Below are 20,924 nucleotides of genomic sequence, written 5' to 3' on the forward strand. Positions count from 1 at the left end.
TGTTAGTCAACAAAATCAAATTCAAGCTCATATATTGAAACCGTGTCGCCCTCGCCGCAGCCTTTTGCTCGAAGTGCGTCAATTACACCGTTATCAATTAGAACTTTTTGGAAATAGTTAAGGCTTTCGTAATCATCAAAATTAATGCCTTTCATAACCTGTAACAGCCAGTCCGCCTCAACAGTATAGATACCATTAACATTCTTTACGGTAACCGAATGATCTTCAAAATCCTCTGCTGTCACAATCGGAGCAGGTTCTGCCTCATAATGAGTAATCGGAGGAAGTTTTGAGAGCATTTCTCTGATTTTATTTAACATAGGATCAACATCATAACGAATTGCCGCCATAATCGGGAAGAAATCATAACCTTGTGCCTCAACATAAGCCTTGAAATCCGCTATCTGTTCATCAGTTGCCATATCGCATTTGTTTCCCGCAACAATCATAGGTCTTTCCGCAAGCTCGGGATTAAACTTTTTAAGCTCATTGTTAATGGTTTCAAAATCTTCTTTCGGATCTCTTCCCTCCGAACCTGAAACATCAACAATATGAACGAGCATTCTGCAGCGCTCAATATGGCGTAAAAACTGATGTCCAAGACCTGTTCCCTGCCATGCACCCTCAATAAGTCCGGGAATATCAGCCATTACAAAAGAAGAACCCTCACCCATTGATACAACACCAAGTACAGGTGTAATGGTTGTGAAATGGTAGTTTGCAATAAGCGGCTTTGCCTGTGAAACTACGGATACAAGTGTACTTTTGCCCACATTAGGAAATCCTACAAGTCCGACGTCCGCCAAAAGTTTAAGTTCAAGAGTAACATTAAACTCTTCTCCCGGCAAACCGGGTTTTGCAAAACGAGGAACCTGGCGAACAGGAGTAGCAAAATGCGGATTACCCCAACCGCCTTTACCGCCTTTTGCCACAACATATGGCTCGGCAGACGATACATCCGCCAAAACTCTGCCTGTTTCTTCTTCCTTAACAAGAGTGCCAAGCGGCACACGAATAATAAGGTCTTCGGCATTTTTGCCCTTACAGCGACCGCCTCGACCGTTTTCGCCTTTTTTTGCAAGGTATTTGCGTTTATATCTGAAATCGGCAAGAGTTGAAAGATTAGTGTCTGCAACAAACACTACATTTCCGCCTCTGCCGCCGTCACCGCCATCGGGGCCGCCTGCCGCAACATATTTTTCTCGGTGAAACGATACCGCACCGTCACCGCCGTCACCGGCTTTTATATAAATTTTCGCTGTATCTACAAACATCTCTGCTAACCTCCAAATGACGAATTTATTTCTAATTCATAATTTATAATGCGTGATTAATTCATTATCAAAATTTGCCGAAAATCACGATTTAAAATTAAGTATTATGAATTGTAAACCCATTTTTATTATACCCTCAAAGTACAATAAAAATCAATACCTAACAAAAAAGGGTGGATAATAAATATCCACCCTAAGATAATGCGCAAATTACTGCTCAACAGGATAAACGCTTGCACGCTTTCTGTCCTTGCCTACACGCTCAAACTTTACAACGCCGTCGATCTTTGCGAATAATGTGTCGTCTGAACCGATACCTACGTTGTTACCTGGATGAATGTGAGTACCTCTCTGCTTAACAAGGATGTTGCCTGCGAGAACCTTCTGTCCGTCTGCACGCTTTACACCAAGACGCTTTGATTCACTGTCACGGCCGTTCTTTGTAGAACCCATACCTTTTTTATGAGCGAAAAGCTGAAGATTTACCTTAATCATTACCTTACACCTCCGAAATAATAACTTTAATATACTTTTTGTACTGCTTTTGTAAAGCAGATAAGTGAAGCCATAAGCCCTCAATTAAATGAGACGCTTCTTTTGCCTCTGCACTGCTAAGGCTTAAATTAATAAAGCCGTCGCTGTCGGTAACCTCTGCATCCGTATGCAGAACCTCGGTGATTGTATTGGCTGTCATAATTGCCGCAGAGCTTACGCCTGCACACACTATATCAGGCCCACTGGTATTAAAATCAGCATGTCCCGAAATTTTAAAGCCTTTAAAATAATCAGCCGATTTAAAAAATGTTACCGTAATCATTCTCAGATCTCGATTGAAGTAATCTTAACCTGTGTGTAAGGCTGTCTGTGACCCATTGCTCTCTTCTCGCCTTTCTTTGGCTTGTAAGTAGCAACTCTGATTTTCTTGCCTTTACCGTTCTTTAATACCTCTGCAGTAACCTTTGCACCCTCAACAACAGGAGTGCCAACCTTAATGCCGTCATCTGTGCCAACAGCAATAACATCAAATGTTACTGTATCGTTTGCCTCTGCGTTAAGCTTTTCAACGAAGATAACCTGATCGTTTGTTACCTTGTACTGCTTACCGCCTGTCTGAATAACTGCGTACATTTTAGTACCCACCTTTACATATGTCTCGCTATCTGCAGGTAGAGAATAACTCATTTAACAACCCACAATATGCGGCTTATATAGCATAACACAAATATAATTTGTTGTCAACCTTATTTTTACAGGTTATTCTGAATTTTTGCAGCCTTTACAGTGTTTTTCATAAGTGTTGCAATTGTCATAGGACCAACACCGCCCGGAACAGGTGTTATGTATGAACATTTGTCCTTTACATTCTCAAAATCAACATCACCGCAAAGTTTGCCGCTTTCATCTCTGTCCATACCTACATCAATTACCACAGCGCCCTCTTTTACCATATCTGCCGTAACAAACTTCGGTTTGCCTACCGCTGCAACAAGAATATCTGCCCTGCTGCAAACCTCTGCAAGATTCTTTGTGCGGCTGTGGCAAATTGTTACAGTGCCGTTTTCGTGAAGTAAAAGCATTCCCATAGGTTTGCCTACAATATTGCTTCTGCCGATTACAACACAATTTTTGCCGCTGACTTCAATATTGTAATAATGGAGCATTTCCATTACGCCGGCAGGTGTGCAAGGGAGAAAATCATACTCGCCGAGCATAATTTTACCTACATTTACAGCATGGAACGCATCAACATCTTTGAGCGGATTTATTGCCTCGATTACTGCCTTATCATCAAGATGCTTTGGAAGTGGGAGCTGAACGAGGATACCGTTAATGTCCTTTTTCTCGTTAAGTGTTTTTACGAGGTCTAAAAGCTCCTCCTGTGTGGTTTCGGCAGGCAAAGCATATTCCTCAGAATGAAATCCCACAAGCTCGCAGGCTTTCTTTTTATTGTTTACATATACCCTTGAGGCAGGGTCGTCACCTACGATTACAACGGCAAGTCCCGGTGTAATCGAATATTCTTTCTTTAAAAGCTCGGTTTCATTTTTTACTTCTTGCTTTACCTGAGCCGATACCTTTTTTCCGTCTATAATCTGCATAAAAACTGTCCTTTCTCTTTATGTTTATTAAAAGCATTACAATACCCGCAACAAATATAACTGCCGATAAAAGCTGCGATACTTTTACCGCATTGCCGAAAATTTCAAAATGCAGGTAAAGGCTGTCTGTTCTGAGTCCCTCTACTATCATTCTTTCAAAGCCGTACCACACAAGATAGCTGAAGAAAATTTGTCCTGCATATCTTTGTCTGTATTTACCATAGAAATGCAAAATCACAAATCCGAGCAGACACCATACCGATTCATAGAAAAAGCACGGGTGAACCGCAACATTGTCTGTACCCTGACTTACCATTCCCCACGGTAAATCGGTAGATGCGCCGAATGCCTCCTGATTCATAAAATTGCCCCATCTGCCTATTCCCTGTCCGAGCAAAAAGCCCATCATAGTAATATCGAGAATCGGCATAACTTTCATTTTTTGAATTTTTGCAACCGTAAGACCGCCTAAAAGCGCACCGATAATGCCGCCGTAAATTGCAAGACCGCCGTTGTTTATATAGAGAATTTCAATCGGATTTTTGCTGTAATAATCCCATTCAAAAAAGCAATAGTAAAGTCTTGCGCCAATAATACCCGTTATGATTCCCACAAGAATACAATTAATCAGCTTATTGCCGTCAACATTGTATCGTTTGGAACTGACATAGGCATAAAGCACTGCAAGCAGAAGTCCCGACGCAATAATTATACCGTACCAATAAACCGGGTAATTACCAATGGTAAAAGCAACAGGATTTACGGTAAATTCAAGACCAAGTCCCGGAAACGAAACATTATAGTCCATTACTTTTCACCGTCCTGAATTGGCTTTACAACCGACAAAGTACAGTTATTTACATCAAGCATACAATCAAGTCGCTTTGTAACATCTTCTATTGTAGCGTTTGCAATTTCATCAATATAGTCAAACATATTATTGCCTTTGAAATGGTAGTCGGCAAGAATATTTGAAATTGTATCTACAGAATTGAGAGATGCAACTGTATCGCCGTAAATTGATTTTTTGGCAATTTCAAACTCTTCCTTATCAATTCCGTTTTCTTTAAGTTTAACAATATAATCCTTAATCATTTCCGCTGCTTTCTGCGGTTCTCTTGACTCACCGCCAAAGATAACCGAACAGTAACCGGGGCCGTCAAACAGTTCATAAGAGAACGAGCTGTTAATAAGGTTTGCATCAAGTAATTTACGATACAATTCACTTGTTTCAGACGCTAAAAGGAATAGCAAAATATCTGTATGAGCCGCCTGTGCGTCGCCTTTTACGCAATCCGCTTTTTCCTTAAATCCTAGATTAAATATAGGCATAGAAACAGAAAATTCCTGTTCTACATACGGCTTAACAATTTCGTAAGGCTCGTTTTCAAATACATTGTGAATAGTATGTTTTTCACTCGGTTTCAAAAGTCTGTCGGCTGTTTTTAAAACCTTGTCGACAGTAACATTGCCCGAAACGCAAAGCACCATATTGTTAAGGTTGTAGAACACATTATACACTTCGTATAATTTTTCGGCTGTAATTTCAGCAATACTTTCAACCGTACCTGCAATATCAATCTTTACAGGGTGATTGTGATACATATTTTCAAGCATATTGAACATTACTCGCCAGTCAGGTGCATCATCATACATTTTGATTTCCTGACCGATAATACCCTGTTCCTTAGCTACGGTCTGCGCAGTAAAATACGGTGACTGAACAAAATCAAGTAAAATTTCAAGACTTTCATCAAATTTTTCTGTACAAGAAAAAAGATAGCAGGTCTTTTCAAAACTTGTATAAGCATTGGCATTTGCACCTGTTTGTGCATAACGAACAAATGCGTCGCCGTCTTCGCTTTCAAAAAGTTTATGCTCAAGATAATGCGCTATACCGTCAGGTACGGTAATTGTTTCGCCGTCATCTACGGAAAACTTTGTATTAATACTGCCGTAGCGTGTACCGAAAATAGCATAAGCCGAATTGTATCCCTCTTTTGGATATACATAAATTGTAAGTCCCGACGGATGATTTATTTTATAATATTTTTCTGCAACTCTTTCAGATTTTATTTCTTTAATATCCATTTAACACACTTCCTTTCGCAGTTTATTTATTTTTAAGAACATATACAGTATCAAGTGTGAGCTTTTTGGCTGCCTCTACAATTTCTTCCTTTGTAACTGCATTATATTTTGCCGCAAGTTCTTCAATGCTGTTAAAACCGTCATTTATAAACTGTGAAGAATACCAGTTGTCTATACCGGCTGTGGTATCGTTGGATGTACGGAATCCGTTTACTATTGCACGCTTTGTAGCCTCAATTTCAAAGTCGGTGATATTGCCGTTTTTCATATCTTCAACTTCTTTGAGAATTGCTTTCTCGGTTTTTTCAATATTTTCATTGAGTACGCCGCTGTCAACAATCATAAGACCATTAATAAAATTGTAGCTTGCCGCACAGTAGTAGCAAAGGCTCTGCTTTTCTCTTACATTGTTAAAAAGTTTTGAGTTGGCGGTACCTCCGAGAACAGCGCACATAATTCTGCCTGCAATCCACTCTTTTTCGGTATCTGTACAGCCGACACCCGAACGGAAACCGAGTACAAGCTTTGACTGTGAAACATCCATTTCTTCAACAACACGCTGTACTTCGTCCGCACTCTTGACATAACTCATATCAACCTTGCAAGGTGTTCTGTCAATCTTGCTGTATGCGTCTGTAAATACTTTTTCCGCTTTGTCGGCACCGCTGTCACCGATATAGAAAATTTCCACAACAGAGTCTTTTAATAATTTTTTCCACGCATCCACAAGGCTTTCGGGAGTAATCTTTTTGATTTCTTCAACACTGCCGTAACGCTTGATTCCGCAGGTTTCGTTTTTAAGCATATTTGAAAGCATTGTGCTTATCGCATAGCCACGCTTATCGTTAAACTCTGCGTCAATAGCGTCAAGCAACTGTCTGCGTTCCTGCTCAAAATCATTATCATTAAATTTACCGTCGGTAATGTTAGGATTAAAGATAACCTCACACAAAAGCTTTGAAATTTCCGCTGAAATGATTTCGTCGGTAAACACATATCTGTCGTCAATACCAACCGCTGTAAAAGTCAGCACCTGATAAGCGCCTGTCTTTTTTACGCTTGATACAATATCTGTTCCGTAAAGAGCGCTGAGCTTTTTGCTGAATTGAGTAAAATCAGGGTAAGCCTTGCATGAGCGTGTAAGCAATCCACGCAAAAGAGCATTGTGTGCCGCATCCTCAACATTTAAAGGTACATACAGATTAATGCTCATTCTGATTGTTTTAAATCTATTTACCTTGATGTTGTTAAAAGCGACACCGTCGGCAATAATTTTTCTTTCAATAGAATCCATCATATCATCTCCGAATCTATAATTTGGTTTTTCCAATCTAATATACATTGTTTAGTATAACATAATTTTCAAAGAAATAAAAGCATTTATATAAAAAATAAGAGCATTGTATGTAAACAACGCCCCTATTATGTATATTATTAAAATAAATTACTTCTTTTTTCTTCTTGCCGCAAAAGCTGTCAGTACAAAGAAAACCGCTGCGGTTGCAACAAGAACAATTATGCTTTCAAAATCAGTAACCGTATGGTCGCCGAACGAATAGATTATACCCATCTCGGAATTAATCTGATTAATTACATCAGGTTTTAATTCGGCAGGTACAGATTTGGTACATTCGGTAATTGCACTCTCTGTAAAAATCTGTCTTAGCATACTGCCCGCATGAGAAATCGGAAAACATTTTACTGCAGTTGCAACCGAATCGGGCAACGAACCTACAGGAATATAAATACCTGTAATAAATCCGGAAATTGTACCTATAACTGTACATACGGCGGTATATGCACCCTCGGTTGTTATAAACATTGCAATAAACATAACAATAGAAGTTGTTGCAAGGTCGTCAATTGCAATTATGCCGACAACCTTAAGCATATTCAAAAGGCTTAATAATTCTCCGCCGTTTACAACTATGTATATTTCACCGAGAATAAAACCTATCAATGTAATAAAAAACGAAATCAAAGCAAAACTTAAAATATATCCGAGAGTTATTCTGCTGCGGCTTACAGGTGAACAGTAAAAGTCTTTAAAAAGTCCTTTTGACCTGTCGCTTACTATTGATACCGCACCGAGAGATATTGAAAGCGGCATAATAGAAATAATACCTGCCATTATCCAACCGTCTGTAAGAAGTCTTGGACTGTCAAGTCCTATACCCTCAAAACCTTTTGAAAGTTGATCTCCGAGAAAAAGCGCATACAAGCCGATGATTATAAACACCGTAAGCAAAGACGCAAGCCAAGCGCCCTTATTTCTGAAATATATTTTAATATTTCTTTTTACCAAAGCAAGCATTACTTTATCTCCTTTCCTGTAACAGCTACAAATAAATCATCCATTTTACCCTTCTGAACTTCAAAATCAAATATGTAATTCTTTAGCTCATTGACTATCGGCAAAGCTGCAAAAGTTGACTTAACGGGAATTTTCACGGTTTCTTTCGTAAATGTGTATTTCATATTCTTTGACTTCAGTATCCTTTCAATATCCGCCATTGTACTGCCTTTATGGTATATTGTAAGCATATCCGAAACATATTTGCTTTTAAGTTCAACGGGAGTTCCTTGTGCCGCAATTTTACCCGAATCCATAATTACAACATATCCTGCGTTCTCTGCTTCTTCAAGATAATGAGTGGTAAGAAAAACCGTCATTCCGTATTCTTTTCGTAAATTACTTACGGTTTCCCATACCGAAAGTCTTGTTTGCGGGTCAAGTCCTGTAGTCGGTTCGTCAAGGAATAATATTTTAGGTGTATTAATCAATGCTCTTGCAATATCTGCTCTTCTGCGCTGACCGCCCGAAAGTTTACCGTACGGTCTGTTCATAAAATCGGTTGCACCCGATTTTTCGATAGCATCGGCAACTGCATTTTTCAAACTTTTACCTTTTAAACCGTAAAAACTGCCTCGTATTGAGAGGTTTTCTTTTACGGTAAGCAGCGGGTCAAGCAAACTTTCCTGAAATACCGCACCGATTTCGGCTCTTATTTTTGAATCTTCTTTTCCGAGTATTCTTCCGCCGATTTCAACTCTGCCGCCGTCAGGCTTTAAAAAAGTATTCAATATACTTATGGTGGTTGACTTTCCCGCTCCGTTCGGTCCTAAAAATGCAAACAGACTGCCTTCTTCAACATAAAAACTAATATTGTCAACAGCCTTTAAATCGCCGTAAGTCTTTGTTAAATTTTCAATTACTATTGCTTTTTTCATTGCTGTTTCTCTCCTTTAATATTTTATTAATCGTATTTGAATCTGCTTTCATTCTCAACATATGAATTGTAAACACTATCAAAAATACCGCAATAATTACACCTGCAGCAATCAGCAAGTCTGACATTACAAAATCAAACCAACCGAATATTGCTCCGCCTACTACCATAACCACGGCAAAAACTTCTAAAATATCTATTATGCTTACAGTCAACAAACTAAGTTTGAGTTTAAAACCCTTTGACAATATCATGTCGGTCACAAACATTAATACAGAAATAACCAATGCGACAATAAAGCATTGAATCACGCTGTATGCATTAAAAACAAAACCGCTGCCTAAAAATACATTGAGCAAAGCAAGTATAAGTGTTTGCCAAGCGAATGAATTTACAAAAACAGAAAAAAACTGACTTAATTTATTCATTGTTCTATCCCCTTTACAGTCCGAATTTACTTTTAAAATCTTTTAAATAATGTCTGTTTACAATCTGAACTTCTCCGTTATTCATATGTACTTCCATTTTTCCGTTAAGCAATGGCTTTACACTCGTAAGTTTGCTTATATTAAGAATACAATTTTTACTTATCCTTACAAAATCGGATTGCGGTAAAAGCTGTTCTGTCTGATAGAGTTTGTAATCGGTTTCATACACCTTATTTTGAGAATAAATAAATGTCTTTTCATCAACGCTTTCTATGTAATAAATCATTTCAGCAGATATAAGAAATGTTTTATCATCAATTCTGCCTGTCAGCTTTGCATTGTTATGTTCAAGCTCGTCAAGCAGTCTTTTTAAATTCTCGTCAACAGCCGCACATTTAACCGTAATCTCGGTTTCGGTAACCGTGCTGTCTTTAATTATCTTTATCTTCATATATTCCCTCTGCGAAGTTAAATTCATTTATTAAGTACATTTATAGAATAGCAGAAATTGTATTCAATTTAAAGTATTTTTAGGTAAAATGCAGAATACAAAGGTTAAGTTGCATAAAAAATACCGCCAACCTCTCGGTCAGCGGTAAAAATCAGTTCCAATAGTCAAAGAACAGTACATTTTCGTATTTTGTTATGTAATTTTGAGTTGAATGCCAATTGTTCGGATAAGCGTTATAATACTCATCTGTACACATTACAAGTATACGGTGCTGAACAGCGTTACCGCCATTATCAAAAACATATGACACGGCATTTTTAGCGTTTGCGTTTACATTTTCTCTGTATCCGTCATACCCCATACCGCCGTTGGCAGATGATTTTCTTAAATCCATAGGATTTTTGCAATATCCGTAAACAAGAGCATCCCTTATACACTGTGCAATAAATACAGAACCTGCATAAGAAGTACCGAACTCACCCATTACAATTTTTTCTATGTAAGCCCTTTCTTTATCGGAAAGTTTATATGTTCTTCCCTTATAACTGCTGTCAATTTTATTTGACGGTAATTTAATTAAAAATGAATTAGCTGCACTTGCTCCGCTGCTTGTACCTCCGCTTGACGCATTCATAAGAATATTTTGCAAAGCGGTTACATCATTAATATTAATTTTGCCGTCACCGTTAATATCCGCACGCTTTTCGTATACATCGGTCCAATTACTTCTGTTCCCCGAAATTCTTAACTGCAAAGCGGTTACATCAGATACTGATACCTTTCCGTCGCCGTTCAAATCATAATTACTTTCTGCCGCAAAAGCGGTAACAGTAAGAAGGCTCATAAACAAAGTTACAGCAAGAACACAAGAAACAAATTTACTTATTTTTTTATTCATATTTTCTCCTTCACAATACCTTTTATTCTGTTATTTACTGATGTTTTTCAACATCACAACATTTTTATTATAACACATAAAAATACAAATTGCAAATTTATTGTTTCTGAAATGTATTTTTTTAAAAAAAGTGTTGACATTTGTAAATTACGGTGGTATAATAACACTCGTTGATTGAGAGGAAACAATCTCAATACAAAAACTTAATATTAGCGAGTGTGCTGGAATAGGCAGACAGGCACGTTTGAGGGGCGTGTGTTTCACGACGTACGGGTTCAAGTCCCGTCACTCGCACCATAAGAAACGGATTAACTTTCTTATTAGTCTGTTTTTTTGTTTTACAAGCAAATTGATAACGGGACTTGAAGGCGACCGTTAAGAAAACAGTCCTGCGGACTGTTTTTAGGGAGAGCGTTGATGATATTTATAAATTTAACAAGCCGCATCAAACGAGGCAGAAAGTTTACTTATTTTTTAACTAAGTCACTCGCACCATAAAAAACAGATTAACTTTCTTATTAGTCTGTTTTTTTGTTTTACAAGCAAATTGATAACGGGACTTCAAGGCGACCGTTAAGAAAACAGTCCTGTGGACTGTTTTTAGGGAGAGCGTTGATGATATTTATAATTTTTGCAAGCCGCATCAAAAGAGGCAGAAAGTTTACTTATTTTTTAACTAAGTCACTCGCACCATAAGAAACGGATTAACATTCTTATTAGTCTGTTTTTTGTTTTACAAGTATGGTAATTTTTAGACATATTATTACTAAATCTTTTCTGTAATAAAGGAGAACAATATGGGACTGTTTGATAAATTTAAAAAGAAAAATAACGAAGAATACATTGATGATGTAACCTTTATCAGAGATATAAAGCATATTCAATCAGGGCCTTGGCATCAATATGATGTGCTTTTGGCAGCGCAGGGCTATGGATGGGATTATATGATTAGCTCGGCTGATTATATGGCAGCCGCTGACTTGGAAAATATATCACAAGTAACGAGCGGTTTTATTGACTCAGAAGATACCGATATTACAGAATTATACAAAAAGAGCAACTGCAAATGCAGTGAAACAGAAGAATTAAAAAACGAAGCGGCAAGTCTTTCTGTTGCCGGAATAAGCAAAACTTTAAAAGCACCAATGAAAATAGTATGGTTTAATCAAACACAGGTTTTACGATTCTTTACAATAGTTGATGATGAAACACTTATTAAGAAATACATTGAAACTGTTATTCGTCGTACTTTTGGAACAAACGATGCTATGAAATTGGCAAAACCTATTCCGAAACAGTAAATTTTATTATTTAGCATAATGCATTAGAAAAACATTTATAAAAGTTTGATCAACCTTTTCAAAGGTTGTGAGTGTGGGCAAAGCCCACAAATACTTTTTGCTACCGCAATTTAATGCACTAAACCATAATAGGGCTGACGCTTTGTCTGCCCTATTATTTTTTGCAAAACCGCTAAACAGCACAACAGCCGGTGCAAAACGCATCGGCTGTTGTGTATGGAGAGATTAGAATGAATTATTTATATATAAACAGCAGCATTACCATCCAAACATCTGTGACCAAATAGAGTCGTCACCGGTTGAATTTTCGCTGTCTGATGTCGGAGTAGTGCTCTTTTGTGAGCCGTTAGTGATTTGAGAATTGCTTACCGCAGGTATATATTCTTCAAGTACAAATGAAATTGTCTTACTTGTTCCTCTGCGGCTTACAGTAAATGTAACTGTATCGCCTACTTCTGCTTTTTCAAGTGCGGTTGTAATATCTTCCGATGTTGAAACATCTGTATCGTTTACCTTTGTTACAAGGTCACCTCTTGTAACTCCTGCTTTTTCGGCATTTGAACCGGAATCAACGGAAAGAACATAGCAACCTGTCTGATTTACACCGTAATAGAAAGCTGTTTCGTCAGAAGTAATATCTGTAAAGTCAATACCAAGATCAACCTTACCTGTTACATAACCGTATTCTTTAAGGTCACTTAAAATATCAAGTACATTGTTAATCGGAATAGCAAAAGCAATACCCTCAACTTCGGTTGCACTCTGCTTTGCGTTTACGATACCGACAAGTTCACCGTTTGCATTAAAAAGTCCGCCGCCGGAATTACCCGGGTTTACCTGTGCATTTGTCTGCAAAAGTGTCATTTGTGTATCTTCAATAGTAACCTTTCTTGCAAGTGCACTGATGATACCGTCTGTAACTGTACCGCCAAGTTCACCGAGTGGGTTGCCGATAGCAACTACATAGTCACCTACCGCAAGACTGTTGCTGTCACCGAAAGTTGCAGGCGAAAGTCCTGTTGCACTAACCTTTAACAAAGCAATATCATTATCTGAATCACTGCCTATGATTGTTGCATCGTACTCTGTAGAATCTCTAAGTCTTACCTTAACAGAATTTGCTCCGTTAATTACATGGTTATTTGTAAGAATATAACCGTCTTGAGAAATAATAACGCCTGAACCCGCACCCTGCTGAACATACTGTTGAGCAAATGAACCCGTTACAACGCTTTCTGTTGAAATTTCAACAACACTGTCGGCTGTCTTTTTAACAATTTCAGAGGTTGAATTTGCCGTAGATGTACTTGAAGCAGTTGTGGTTGTGCCGCTGTTGCTTGTTTTGGTAATATTTAAACTGCCGCTTGTACTGGTATTTACCTTATTTGCAAGATAACCGCCGCCAAAGCCAAGTCCGCAAGAGAACACCATTGTAACTGCAAGTGCTATTGCAATACCGCCTCTTGATATTGGTTTTCTCTGTTTTTTAGGCTTTTTAGCCTTAGGCGGTTTTGCGTTTGCCGAATGATTGGGAGCAGTACCGTACGGTTGAGAATTATATACATTCTGTGACTGTTGGTTCTGTGCAGTGTAACCGTTTGATTGGTAATTATCATAAGCGTTTGTATTTGGATTTTGATAATTATTGCTGTATCCCGAACTTGTATTCTGTGAAGAATATTGAGTAGGCTCGTTATATCTGTTAGGATTATGCGAAGCGTCTTTATTATTGCCGTTTACATATGAATAATGGTATTCTGTGCTGTCTGACTTGTTGTCGCTTTTATCGGAATTCCATTCATATGAAGCCTCTGCATTCTTCTGCGGAATGTCTGTGTTGCTTTCAGGTGTATTTTCAGCATTACCTGAATAAATATCATTGAATTCATTTGGATTTTTATTATCAAGCATTTTTTAGTCCTCCTTAAATGCTGTGTCTTTCGTATCTCTTACGATGTATATATAATAATTTTGCCAAGTGAAAACTATATGAACTCGTTTTGAAATAAATATGAAATAAATTGAAATAACAATGAAACCAAGTTCACATTTTATTCTTAAAAATGCCGAACAGTCTTAGTCTGACCGTTCGGCATTGGTTTTTCTATATGCTGATATATGTATAGAAGGTATTATTATACTAAGCCTTATTTTCGCTGTTTTCGTCAACAGGCTTTTCAACATACTCGACTATACGCTTTCTGACGGTAACTCCGTCATATTTCTTTTTAAAGGAAACTTTACCCGTAAACTTTCTTCCGCACTTTTTACACAAAAAGGGAGCAACAAAACTTTTGTTTTTTACTTTCCAATTTGCCTGTCTTGCAGCCTGCCTTCCGCAAGCATCGCAATTAAAGCGCATACTGCGTTTATCAATCTCCGGATTATTAATATCTGTAATAAAATGATTTTTATACAGCAGTCTGTCATAAAATTCGTGAGCCGTTGCATCTTTGATAAAATCGTCTATCGGATAATCCTCGACAAAATGTTTCATACACTTTAATGTAAGCTCTGCGTCGGCATATGCACGGTGCTGTTCTTCAACATCAAAGTTAATTGCAAGCATATCTGCGCATACGGATAATCCGAGTTGAGAAGATTTATCATTTACGGAAAGACATTTTTCACAATAATCCTGCACATTGCAATAGCTTGTGAGAAAAGGCAGCTCAGGCCTGTGAGCATAGTACATATAATTCTCAATCAATGCAAGAATGTCGCTTGTACCCCATGTCACCAAAACGCAATCGCCGCAGAATTTTTTAAATTCAGAAACAGCGTGCATAAATGTACAGCCGTTTTCTCTTAATTCTTCGTTTGTGATTTTGGTTAGCTTTTTAACCTTTGAACAAAGTTTTTTGCCTATCTGCGGAGAAATAAGCATTTCAAATCTGTCAATAATATTCAGATTTTCGTCAGTTTTAACTGCCCCGAACTCAATTATCTCATTTACAAATCTGTGTTCTTTACTGCTGTATGAGCCGTTCCATTCAAGGTCTAATACTACAAAACTCATTATTTTTTATGGAATGCCTGTTTCATTCTCTGTTCCTTAGAAAGAATACGCTTACGCATACGGATATTTTCGGGAGTAACCTCTACAAGCTCATCATCTGCAATAAACTCAAGACACTGCTCAAGCGAAAGAATTGACGGCGGTGTAAGTTTAAGTGCATCATCAGAACCTGAAGCACGGGTATTTGTGATGTGCTTTTTCTTACATACATTAACCGTAATATCTTCTGACTTAGGGCTTGCGCCTACAATCATACCCTCATATACAGGAACACCCGGGCCGACAAAGAGTCTGCCTCTCTCCTGTGCCGCATACAAACCGTAAGTTACTGTTTCGCCTGTTTCAAAAGCGATAAGCGAACCCTGATGACGGGTTACGATTTCACCCTTGTACGGCTCATATCCGTCAAACACATGGTTCATAATACCGTTACCGTTTGTATCTGTAAGGAATTCAGGACGGTAACCCATAAGACCTCTTGACGGAATACGGAACTCAATGTGAGTAGAACCGCCCTCACGGGTGCCCATATTAATAAGTTCAGCTTTTCTTGAACCGAGTTTTTCCATAACTGCACCTACATAAGCGTCAGGTACTTCAATAATGAGCATTTCCATAGGCTCGTTCAACTTACCGTCAATCATCTTTGTGATAACCTGTGGACGAGATACCTGGAACTCATAATTCTGGCGGCGCATTGTTTCAATAAGAATTGAAAGGTGAAGCTCGCCTCTGCCCGATACTTTAAATGTATCCGCACTGTCTGTTTCTTCTACTCTTAACGCAACATTGGTTTCAATTTCCTTGAAAAGTCTGTCACGAAGATTTCTTGATGTAACATACTTACCCTCTCTGCCGGCAAACGGAGAGTTATTTACAATAAAGTTCATTGATACGGTAGGCTCGTCAATCTTAACAAACGGGAGCTGTTCAATATTTTCAGGGTCGCAAATTGTTTCACCGATATTAATATCCTGAATACCGCTTACGCAGATAAGATCACCCATTTCAGCAGTTTCGCTCTCAACTCTCTTAAGTCCCTCATACTGATAAATCTTACCGATTCTTGCGTTCTTTGTTACATTGCCGTCTGTATGACAGATTGCAACGCTCTGACCTGTTTTTACAGTGCCTCTCTCAACTCTGCCTACACCTATTCTGCCCACAAACGGATCTGAGTCAATGTTTGAAATAAGAATCTGAAGTCCGCCATCTGCATCTCCCTGCGGAGCAGGAATTTCATTTATAATAGCCTCAAAAAGCGGTTTCATATCTGTACCGGGCTGATGCGGATCAAGGCTTGCATAGCCGTCACGGCCTGATGCATATACTACAGGGAATTCAAGCTGATCCTCGTCAGCGCCAAGCTCGATAAATAGGTCGAGAACTTCGTCAACAACTTCTTCGGGTCTTGCACCCGGACGGTCAATTTTATTGACTACAACCAAAGGCTTTTTGCCAAGGCCCAAAGCCTTTTTAAGAACGAATCTTGTCTGCGGCATACAACCCTCGAAAGCGTCTACAAGAAGTACAACGCCGTCTACCATCATAAGTATACGCTCAACCTCACCGCCAAAGTCGGCATGACCGGGGGTGTCAACAATATTAATCTTAATGCCGTTGTACATTACAGCGGTGTTTTTAGAAAGGATTGTAATGCCTCTCTCTCTTTCAAGGTCGTTAGAATCCATTACTCTTTCAGCCACATTCTCATTTGCTCTGAAAACACCGCTCTGTTTTAAGAGCTGGTCTACGAGAGTTGTTTTACCGTGGTCAACATGAGCGATAATAGCTATATTTCTCAAATTTTCTCTTGTTTCCATAAAATTATCCCCCTATAAAAATCTAAGTTCAAATATCCTACACATACTTTTTTATTATATCACCTAAATGTTGAAAATTCAATTTATTTTTAAAAATAAACAACAGATAGTGCCAAAATCGCAAATTTTCGTATTTACATCCATTTTTACTTTACATAAGAAGAAAAATGTTATATAATAGATACTAATAATTGCCTTATAATGGGCAATTAATGTACACGGGTTATTGCTTTTAATAATGCAAATACCACAAAATACTTTTTGCGGAGGTAATCAAATGGGCTACACAATTGCACAGAAAATTATTAAAGAGCATTTGGTATGCGGCGAAATGGTTGTCGGCAACGACATCGGCTTACGCATTGACCAGACTCTTACACAGGACGCAACAGGCACAATGGCTTACATAGAATACGAGGCTATGGGTATTCCGAGAGTCAAAACCGAAAAGAGCGTTGCATATATAGACCACAATACATTGCAGACAGGTTTTGAAAATGCCGACGACCACAGATTTATTCAGTCTGTATGTAAAAAGCACGGCATTTATTTTTCAAGACCGGGCAACGGTATTTGCCACCAGGTACACCTTGAAAGATTCGGTAAGCCGGGCAAAACATTAATCGGTTCCGACAGCCACACACCTACAGGCGGCGGTATCGGAATGCTTGCTATCGGTGCAGGCGGTCTTGATGTTGCTGTTGCTATGGGCGGCGGTGCATATTACATCACAATGCCTAAGATGGTAAGAGTTAATCTTACGGGTAAACTCAGCCCATGGGTTTCTGCAAAGGATATTATTCTTGCAGTATTAAGAGTTATGAGCGTTAAGGGCGGCGTCGGCAAAATTGTTGAGTACGGCGGCGAAGGTGTCAAAACACTTACAGTTCCGGAGCGTGCTACAATTACAAATATGGGTGCTGAGCTCGGCGCTACAACATCCGTATTCCCTTCTGATGAAATCACAAGAGAATTCCTTAAAGCTCAAGGCAGAGAAGAAGATTACACAGAGTTAAGCGCAGACGCAGACGCAGTTTACGATGAGGTTATTGAAATTAACCTTTCGGAGCTTGAACCGCTCGCCGCTTGCCCACATTCACCTGATAATGTTAAACCGATCAGCGAGCTTGAGGGTCAGAAGATTGACCAGGTATGTATCGGTTCTTGCACAAACTCAAGTTATCTTGACCTTATGAGAGTTGCCCATATCTTAAAGGGCAAAACAGTTGCAGACGGCGTTTCACTTGCTATTGCTCCGGGCAGTAAGCAGGTATTCAATATGCTTGCTATGAACGGCGCACTTGCCGATATGATTGCTGCCGGCGCAAGAATTCTTGAAAGTGCCTGCGGTCCATGTATCGGTATGGGACAGTCACCTAACAGCAAGGGTATTTCACTCCGTACTTTCAACCGTAACTTTGAGGGCAGAAGCGGTACAGCTGACGGTCAGATTTACCTCGTATCTCCTGAAACAGCTGCTGTTTCGGCACTTGCAGGTGTATTTACAGACCCAAGAAAACTTGGTCCTGCCGCAGAAATTGAACTTCCCGAGAAGTTCCTCATTAATGATAATATGGTTATTGCTCCTGCTCCTGTTGAGGAAATGGACAATGTTGAAATCTTAAGAGGACCAAACATTAAGGAATATCCTAAGACAAGCCCTCTTACAGATTCTATAGAGGCATCTTGCTCACTTAAGGTTGGCGACAACATTACAACCGATCACATTATGCCTGCCGGTGCAAAGATTCTTCCGCTCCGTTCAAATATTCCGGCTATTTCACAGCACTGCTTTACAGTATGTGATAAGGAATTTCCTGAAAGAGCAAAAACTCTCGGCAAGAGCATTATCGTAGGCGGCGAAAACTACGGTCAGGGTTCATCAAGAGAGCACGCAGCACTCGCTCCGCTCTTCCTCGGCGTTAAGGCAGTTCTTGTAAAGAGTTTTGCAAGAATTCATAAGAGTAACCTCATTAACGCAGGTATTCTTCCACTTACTTTCCAAAATCCTGCAGATTACGATAAAATTAAACTTGGTGATATGCTTGAGCTTCCGAATGTTAAGAAAGAAATTGCAGACGGCTCTGCCGTAACGGTTGTAAACAAAACAACAGGCGAAACCGTTATTGCCGACTGTGAGCTTTCAGACAGAACAAGAGCAATCATTCTTGCAGGCGGTTTGCTTGACTATACAAAGGAGAACAGCTAATGGATAAAATTAAAATGACCACCCCCATCGTTGAGATGGATGGCGACGAAATGACAAGAGTTCTTTGGCAGAAAATCAAAGACATTCTTATTTACCCATACATTGATTTAAAGAGCGAGTATTATGACCTCGGTCTTGAAAACAGAAACAAAACAGATGACCAGGTTACTGTTGACAGTGCAGAGGCTACAAAGAAATACGGCGTTGCCGTAAAGTGTGCTACAATCACACCAAACGCTGCAAGAATGGACGAGTACAACCTCAAGCAGATGTGGAAATCACCAAATGGCACAATCCGTGCTATCCTTGACGGTACAGTATTCAGAAGTCCTATCCTTGTAAAGGGTATCACTCCATACATTCCTACATGGAAAAAGCCAATCTGTATTGCCCGCCACGCTTACGGTGATGTTTACAAAAATACAGAAATGGTTGTTAAGGCGGGCAGCAAGGCTGAACTTTGCGTTACCAAGCCTGACGGTACAGAAGAAAGAAGTACAATCTTTGATTTCAAGACAGACGGTATCATTCAGGGTATGCACAACCTTGACAAGAGTATTTCTTCATTTGCCCGTTCATGTTTTAACTATGCACTCGACCAGAAACTTGATGTATGGTTTGCTACAAAAGATACAATCAGCAAGAAGTACGACCACAGATTTAAGGATCTTTTTGCTGAAATCTTTGAGAATGAATACAAAGAGAAATTTGAGCAGGCAGGCATTACATATTTCTACACACTTATTGATGACGCTGTAGCAAGAGTTATCAGAAGTGAGGGTGGCTATATGTGGGCTTGCAAAAACTATGACGGCGATGTAATGAGCGATATGATTGCTACTGCTTTCGGCTCACTTGCTATGATGACAAGCGTACTTGTTTCACCTGACGGTGTTTATGAGTATGAAGCTGCACACGGTACAGTTCAGCGCCATTATTATAAGTATCTTAAGGGCGAGGAAACTTCCACAAACTCTGTTGCAACTCTCTTTGCTTGGACAGGCGCTCTCAGAAAGCGTGGCGAGCTTGATAATCTTCCTGAACTTATGAACTTTGCGGACAAGCTTGAGAAAGCTACTATCGACACTATTGAAGACGGCATTATGACAGGCGACCTTTATGCTATTTCAACTCTTGAAAACAAGAAAAAGGTTAATTCAGAAGATTTCTTGCTTGCAATAAACGAGCATCTTGCCGCTTCACTTGCATAAGCAAACACAATTCGGTTAAAGGAGTAAGGTTAAAGTACAATGTCCAGAAATGACAACATTTCAATGTCTGTAATCAGAAGACTGCCCAGATATTATCGTTTCTTGTCTGAGCTTAACGAACAAAACATTGATAAAATTTCATCTACAAAACTGGCTGAAATTATGAATGTAACCGCTTCTCAGGTAAGACAGGATCTTAACTGCTTTGGTGGATTCGGTCAACAGGGCTACGGTTACAGTGTTTCTCAGCTTAAGGAAGAAATACAAAATATTCTTGGTCTTAACAATAATTATAAAGCTATACTTATCGGTGCCGGCAACCTCGGTAAAGCGGTTGCCAAGCATATGAACTTTGAAAAGCTCGGCTTTGAACTTATCGCCTGTTTTGACTGTAACGAAGAAAAAGTTGGCAAAAAGCTGAATAATCTTACAATAATGCACGACAGTCTGCTTGACGAGTTCTGTCAAAACAACAAAATCAATACAGCGTTTTTGTGTATTCCGAGAGTATGTGTAGAAAATGTACTTGACAAACTTTATGGCTACGGCATAAAGAACTATTGGAATTTCAGTCACTATGACATTGCAAGAAAGTACAGCGACACCCTTGTTGAAAATGTACACCTAAGTGACAGTCTTATGACCTTATGTTACAAAATGAATAACCGAGATAAAATCTTATAATTAAATAAAGGCTGTTCCCTATCTTGCGGAACAGCCTTTTAATTATGCTTAACTTAGTTTATCACAAAGTTAAAAGGTTCAATGTCAATAGTTGGGGTAATTTATGGTTTAGTGCACGAGTTAAGCAAAATAATAATTCACTCCAATTAATTTAATAAAAAAGCAACAATTAACTACCGCACTCCAATCGGAATGCGGTAGTTTTT

Annotated in this window: 20 protein-coding genes and 1 tRNA gene; 5 read left to right on the forward strand and 16 right to left on the reverse strand. The window is 39.0% G+C overall.

Features of this window, described 5'->3' with window-relative positions; translation table 11 throughout:
* Nucleotides 1–2: 2 nt before the first annotated feature.
* The 13 genes from obgE to I2E21_RS06585 all read right to left on the reverse strand — a co-directional run bounded on the left by obgE (nucleotide 3) and on the right by I2E21_RS06585 (nucleotide 10,471).
* Nucleotides 3–1,274 carry a GTPase ObgE gene (obgE, locus tag I2E21_RS06525; protein ID WP_195410767.1) on the reverse strand — a complete coding sequence of 424 codons (1,272 nt, stop codon included), beginning with the start codon at nucleotides 1,272–1,274 and terminating at the stop codon, nucleotides 3–5.
* A 210-nt stretch (nucleotides 1,275–1,484) separates the two neighbouring features.
* Nucleotides 1,485–1,769: a 50S ribosomal protein L27 gene (gene rpmA / locus I2E21_RS06530; RefSeq protein WP_022234725.1), complete on the reverse strand. Its 285-nt coding sequence runs from the start codon at nucleotides 1,767–1,769 to the stop codon at nucleotides 1,485–1,487.
* A gap of 4 nt (nucleotides 1,770–1,773) precedes the next feature.
* On the reverse strand, nucleotides 1,774–2,091 hold the full coding sequence (locus I2E21_RS06535) for a ribosomal-processing cysteine protease Prp (protein WP_022234724.1): 318 nt from the start codon (nucleotides 2,089–2,091) through the stop codon (nucleotides 1,774–1,776).
* Between the two features lie 2 nt (nucleotides 2,092–2,093).
* Nucleotides 2,094–2,402 (reverse strand): 50S ribosomal protein L21, encoded by a 309-nt coding sequence (gene rplU, locus I2E21_RS06540; protein ID WP_186936322.1) that lies wholly within the window; start codon nucleotides 2,400–2,402, stop codon nucleotides 2,094–2,096.
* A 119-nt stretch (nucleotides 2,403–2,521) separates the two neighbouring features.
* Nucleotides 2,522–3,373: a bifunctional methylenetetrahydrofolate dehydrogenase/methenyltetrahydrofolate cyclohydrolase FolD gene (gene folD / locus I2E21_RS06545; RefSeq protein ID WP_195410768.1), complete on the reverse strand. Its 852-nt coding sequence runs from the start codon at nucleotides 3,371–3,373 to the stop codon at nucleotides 2,522–2,524.
* Nucleotides 3,315–4,181: a prolipoprotein diacylglyceryl transferase gene (lgt, locus tag I2E21_RS06550; protein WP_195410769.1), complete on the reverse strand. Its 867-nt coding sequence runs from the start codon at nucleotides 4,179–4,181 to the stop codon at nucleotides 3,315–3,317. The genes folD and lgt overlap by 59 nt, the downstream gene beginning before the upstream one ends.
* Nucleotides 4,181–5,464 (reverse strand): pitrilysin family protein, encoded by a 1,284-nt coding sequence (locus I2E21_RS06555; RefSeq protein ID WP_195410770.1) that lies wholly within the window; start codon nucleotides 5,462–5,464, stop codon nucleotides 4,181–4,183. Before I2E21_RS06555 ends, lgt begins: the two co-directional genes overlap by 1 nt.
* A gap of 22 nt (nucleotides 5,465–5,486) precedes the next feature.
* Nucleotides 5,487–6,758, reverse strand: a complete 1,272-nt coding sequence (locus tag I2E21_RS06560) for a pitrilysin family protein (protein ID WP_207735313.1) — start codon at nucleotides 6,756–6,758, stop codon at nucleotides 5,487–5,489.
* Nucleotides 6,759–6,908: 150 nt separating this feature from the next.
* Entirely contained in the window at nucleotides 6,909–7,778 is an 870-nt protein-coding gene (locus tag I2E21_RS06565) for an ABC transporter permease (RefSeq protein WP_195410772.1), read from the reverse strand.
* Nucleotides 7,778–8,695 (reverse strand): ATP-binding cassette domain-containing protein, encoded by a 918-nt coding sequence (locus I2E21_RS06570; protein ID WP_195410773.1) that lies wholly within the window; start codon nucleotides 8,693–8,695, stop codon nucleotides 7,778–7,780. Before I2E21_RS06570 ends, I2E21_RS06565 begins: the two co-directional genes overlap by 1 nt.
* Nucleotides 8,673–9,122: a DUF3021 domain-containing protein gene (locus tag I2E21_RS06575; protein WP_186936328.1), complete on the reverse strand. Its 450-nt coding sequence runs from the start codon at nucleotides 9,120–9,122 to the stop codon at nucleotides 8,673–8,675. Before I2E21_RS06575 ends, I2E21_RS06570 begins: the two co-directional genes overlap by 23 nt.
* Before the next feature lie 13 nt (nucleotides 9,123–9,135).
* Entirely contained in the window at nucleotides 9,136–9,573 is a 438-nt protein-coding gene (locus I2E21_RS06580) for a LytTR family DNA-binding domain-containing protein (protein WP_186936329.1), read from the reverse strand.
* Between the two features lie 151 nt (nucleotides 9,574–9,724).
* Entirely contained in the window at nucleotides 9,725–10,471 is a 747-nt protein-coding gene (locus I2E21_RS06585) for a dockerin type I repeat-containing protein (RefSeq protein WP_195410774.1), read from the reverse strand.
* A gap of 212 nt (nucleotides 10,472–10,683) precedes the next feature.
* Between I2E21_RS06585 and I2E21_RS06590 the strand changes: the two genes are divergently transcribed.
* Nucleotides 10,684–10,768: transfer RNA gene (locus I2E21_RS06590), tRNA-Leu, on the forward strand.
* A 500-nt stretch (nucleotides 10,769–11,268) separates the two neighbouring features.
* Complete coding sequence (locus I2E21_RS06595; protein ID WP_195410775.1) at nucleotides 11,269–11,772, forward strand: hypothetical protein; 504 nt, start codon at nucleotides 11,269–11,271, stop codon at nucleotides 11,770–11,772.
* Between the two features lie 258 nt (nucleotides 11,773–12,030).
* Here the strand turns inward: I2E21_RS06595 and I2E21_RS06600 are convergent, their stop codons facing one another.
* From I2E21_RS06600 to typA, 3 genes are all read right to left on the reverse strand, one after another.
* Nucleotides 12,031–13,683 (reverse strand): trypsin-like peptidase domain-containing protein, encoded by a 1,653-nt coding sequence (locus I2E21_RS06600; RefSeq protein WP_195410776.1) that lies wholly within the window; start codon nucleotides 13,681–13,683, stop codon nucleotides 12,031–12,033.
* A 229-nt stretch (nucleotides 13,684–13,912) separates the two neighbouring features.
* Complete coding sequence (locus I2E21_RS06605) at nucleotides 13,913–14,791, reverse strand: 3'-5' exonuclease (RefSeq protein WP_195410777.1); 879 nt, start codon at nucleotides 14,789–14,791, stop codon at nucleotides 13,913–13,915.
* On the reverse strand, nucleotides 14,791–16,614 hold the full coding sequence (gene typA, locus I2E21_RS06610; protein ID WP_195410778.1) for a translational GTPase TypA: 1,824 nt from the start codon (nucleotides 16,612–16,614) through the stop codon (nucleotides 14,791–14,793). The genes I2E21_RS06605 and typA overlap by 1 nt, the downstream gene beginning before the upstream one ends.
* A 277-nt stretch (nucleotides 16,615–16,891) precedes the next feature.
* On the opposite strand from typA, the gene I2E21_RS06615 reads away from it, so the two are divergent.
* The 3 genes from I2E21_RS06615 to I2E21_RS06625 are packed head-to-tail and all read left to right on the forward strand — an operon-like array spanning nucleotide 16,892 to nucleotide 20,718.
* The gene (locus tag I2E21_RS06615) at nucleotides 16,892–18,823 is read left to right on the forward strand and encodes an aconitate hydratase (protein WP_195410779.1); all 1,932 of its coding nucleotides are present in this window, start codon (nucleotides 16,892–16,894) and stop codon (nucleotides 18,821–18,823) included.
* Nucleotides 18,823–20,034 carry an NADP-dependent isocitrate dehydrogenase gene (locus I2E21_RS06620; RefSeq protein ID WP_186936335.1) on the forward strand — a complete coding sequence of 404 codons (1,212 nt, stop codon included), beginning with the start codon at nucleotides 18,823–18,825 and terminating at the stop codon, nucleotides 20,032–20,034. Before I2E21_RS06615 ends, I2E21_RS06620 begins: the two co-directional genes overlap by 1 nt.
* 39 nt (nucleotides 20,035–20,073) lie before the next feature.
* Nucleotides 20,074–20,718: a redox-sensing transcriptional repressor Rex gene (locus tag I2E21_RS06625; protein WP_186936336.1), complete on the forward strand. Its 645-nt coding sequence runs from the start codon at nucleotides 20,074–20,076 to the stop codon at nucleotides 20,716–20,718.
* Nucleotides 20,719–20,924: the final 206 nt, after the last annotated feature.

Origin of the sequence: Ruminococcus sp. BSD2780120874_150323_B10 (genome assembly GCF_015553695.1) — a bacterium.
GTDB lineage: Bacteria > Bacillota > Clostridia > Oscillospirales > Acutalibacteraceae > Ruminococcoides > Ruminococcoides intestinale_A.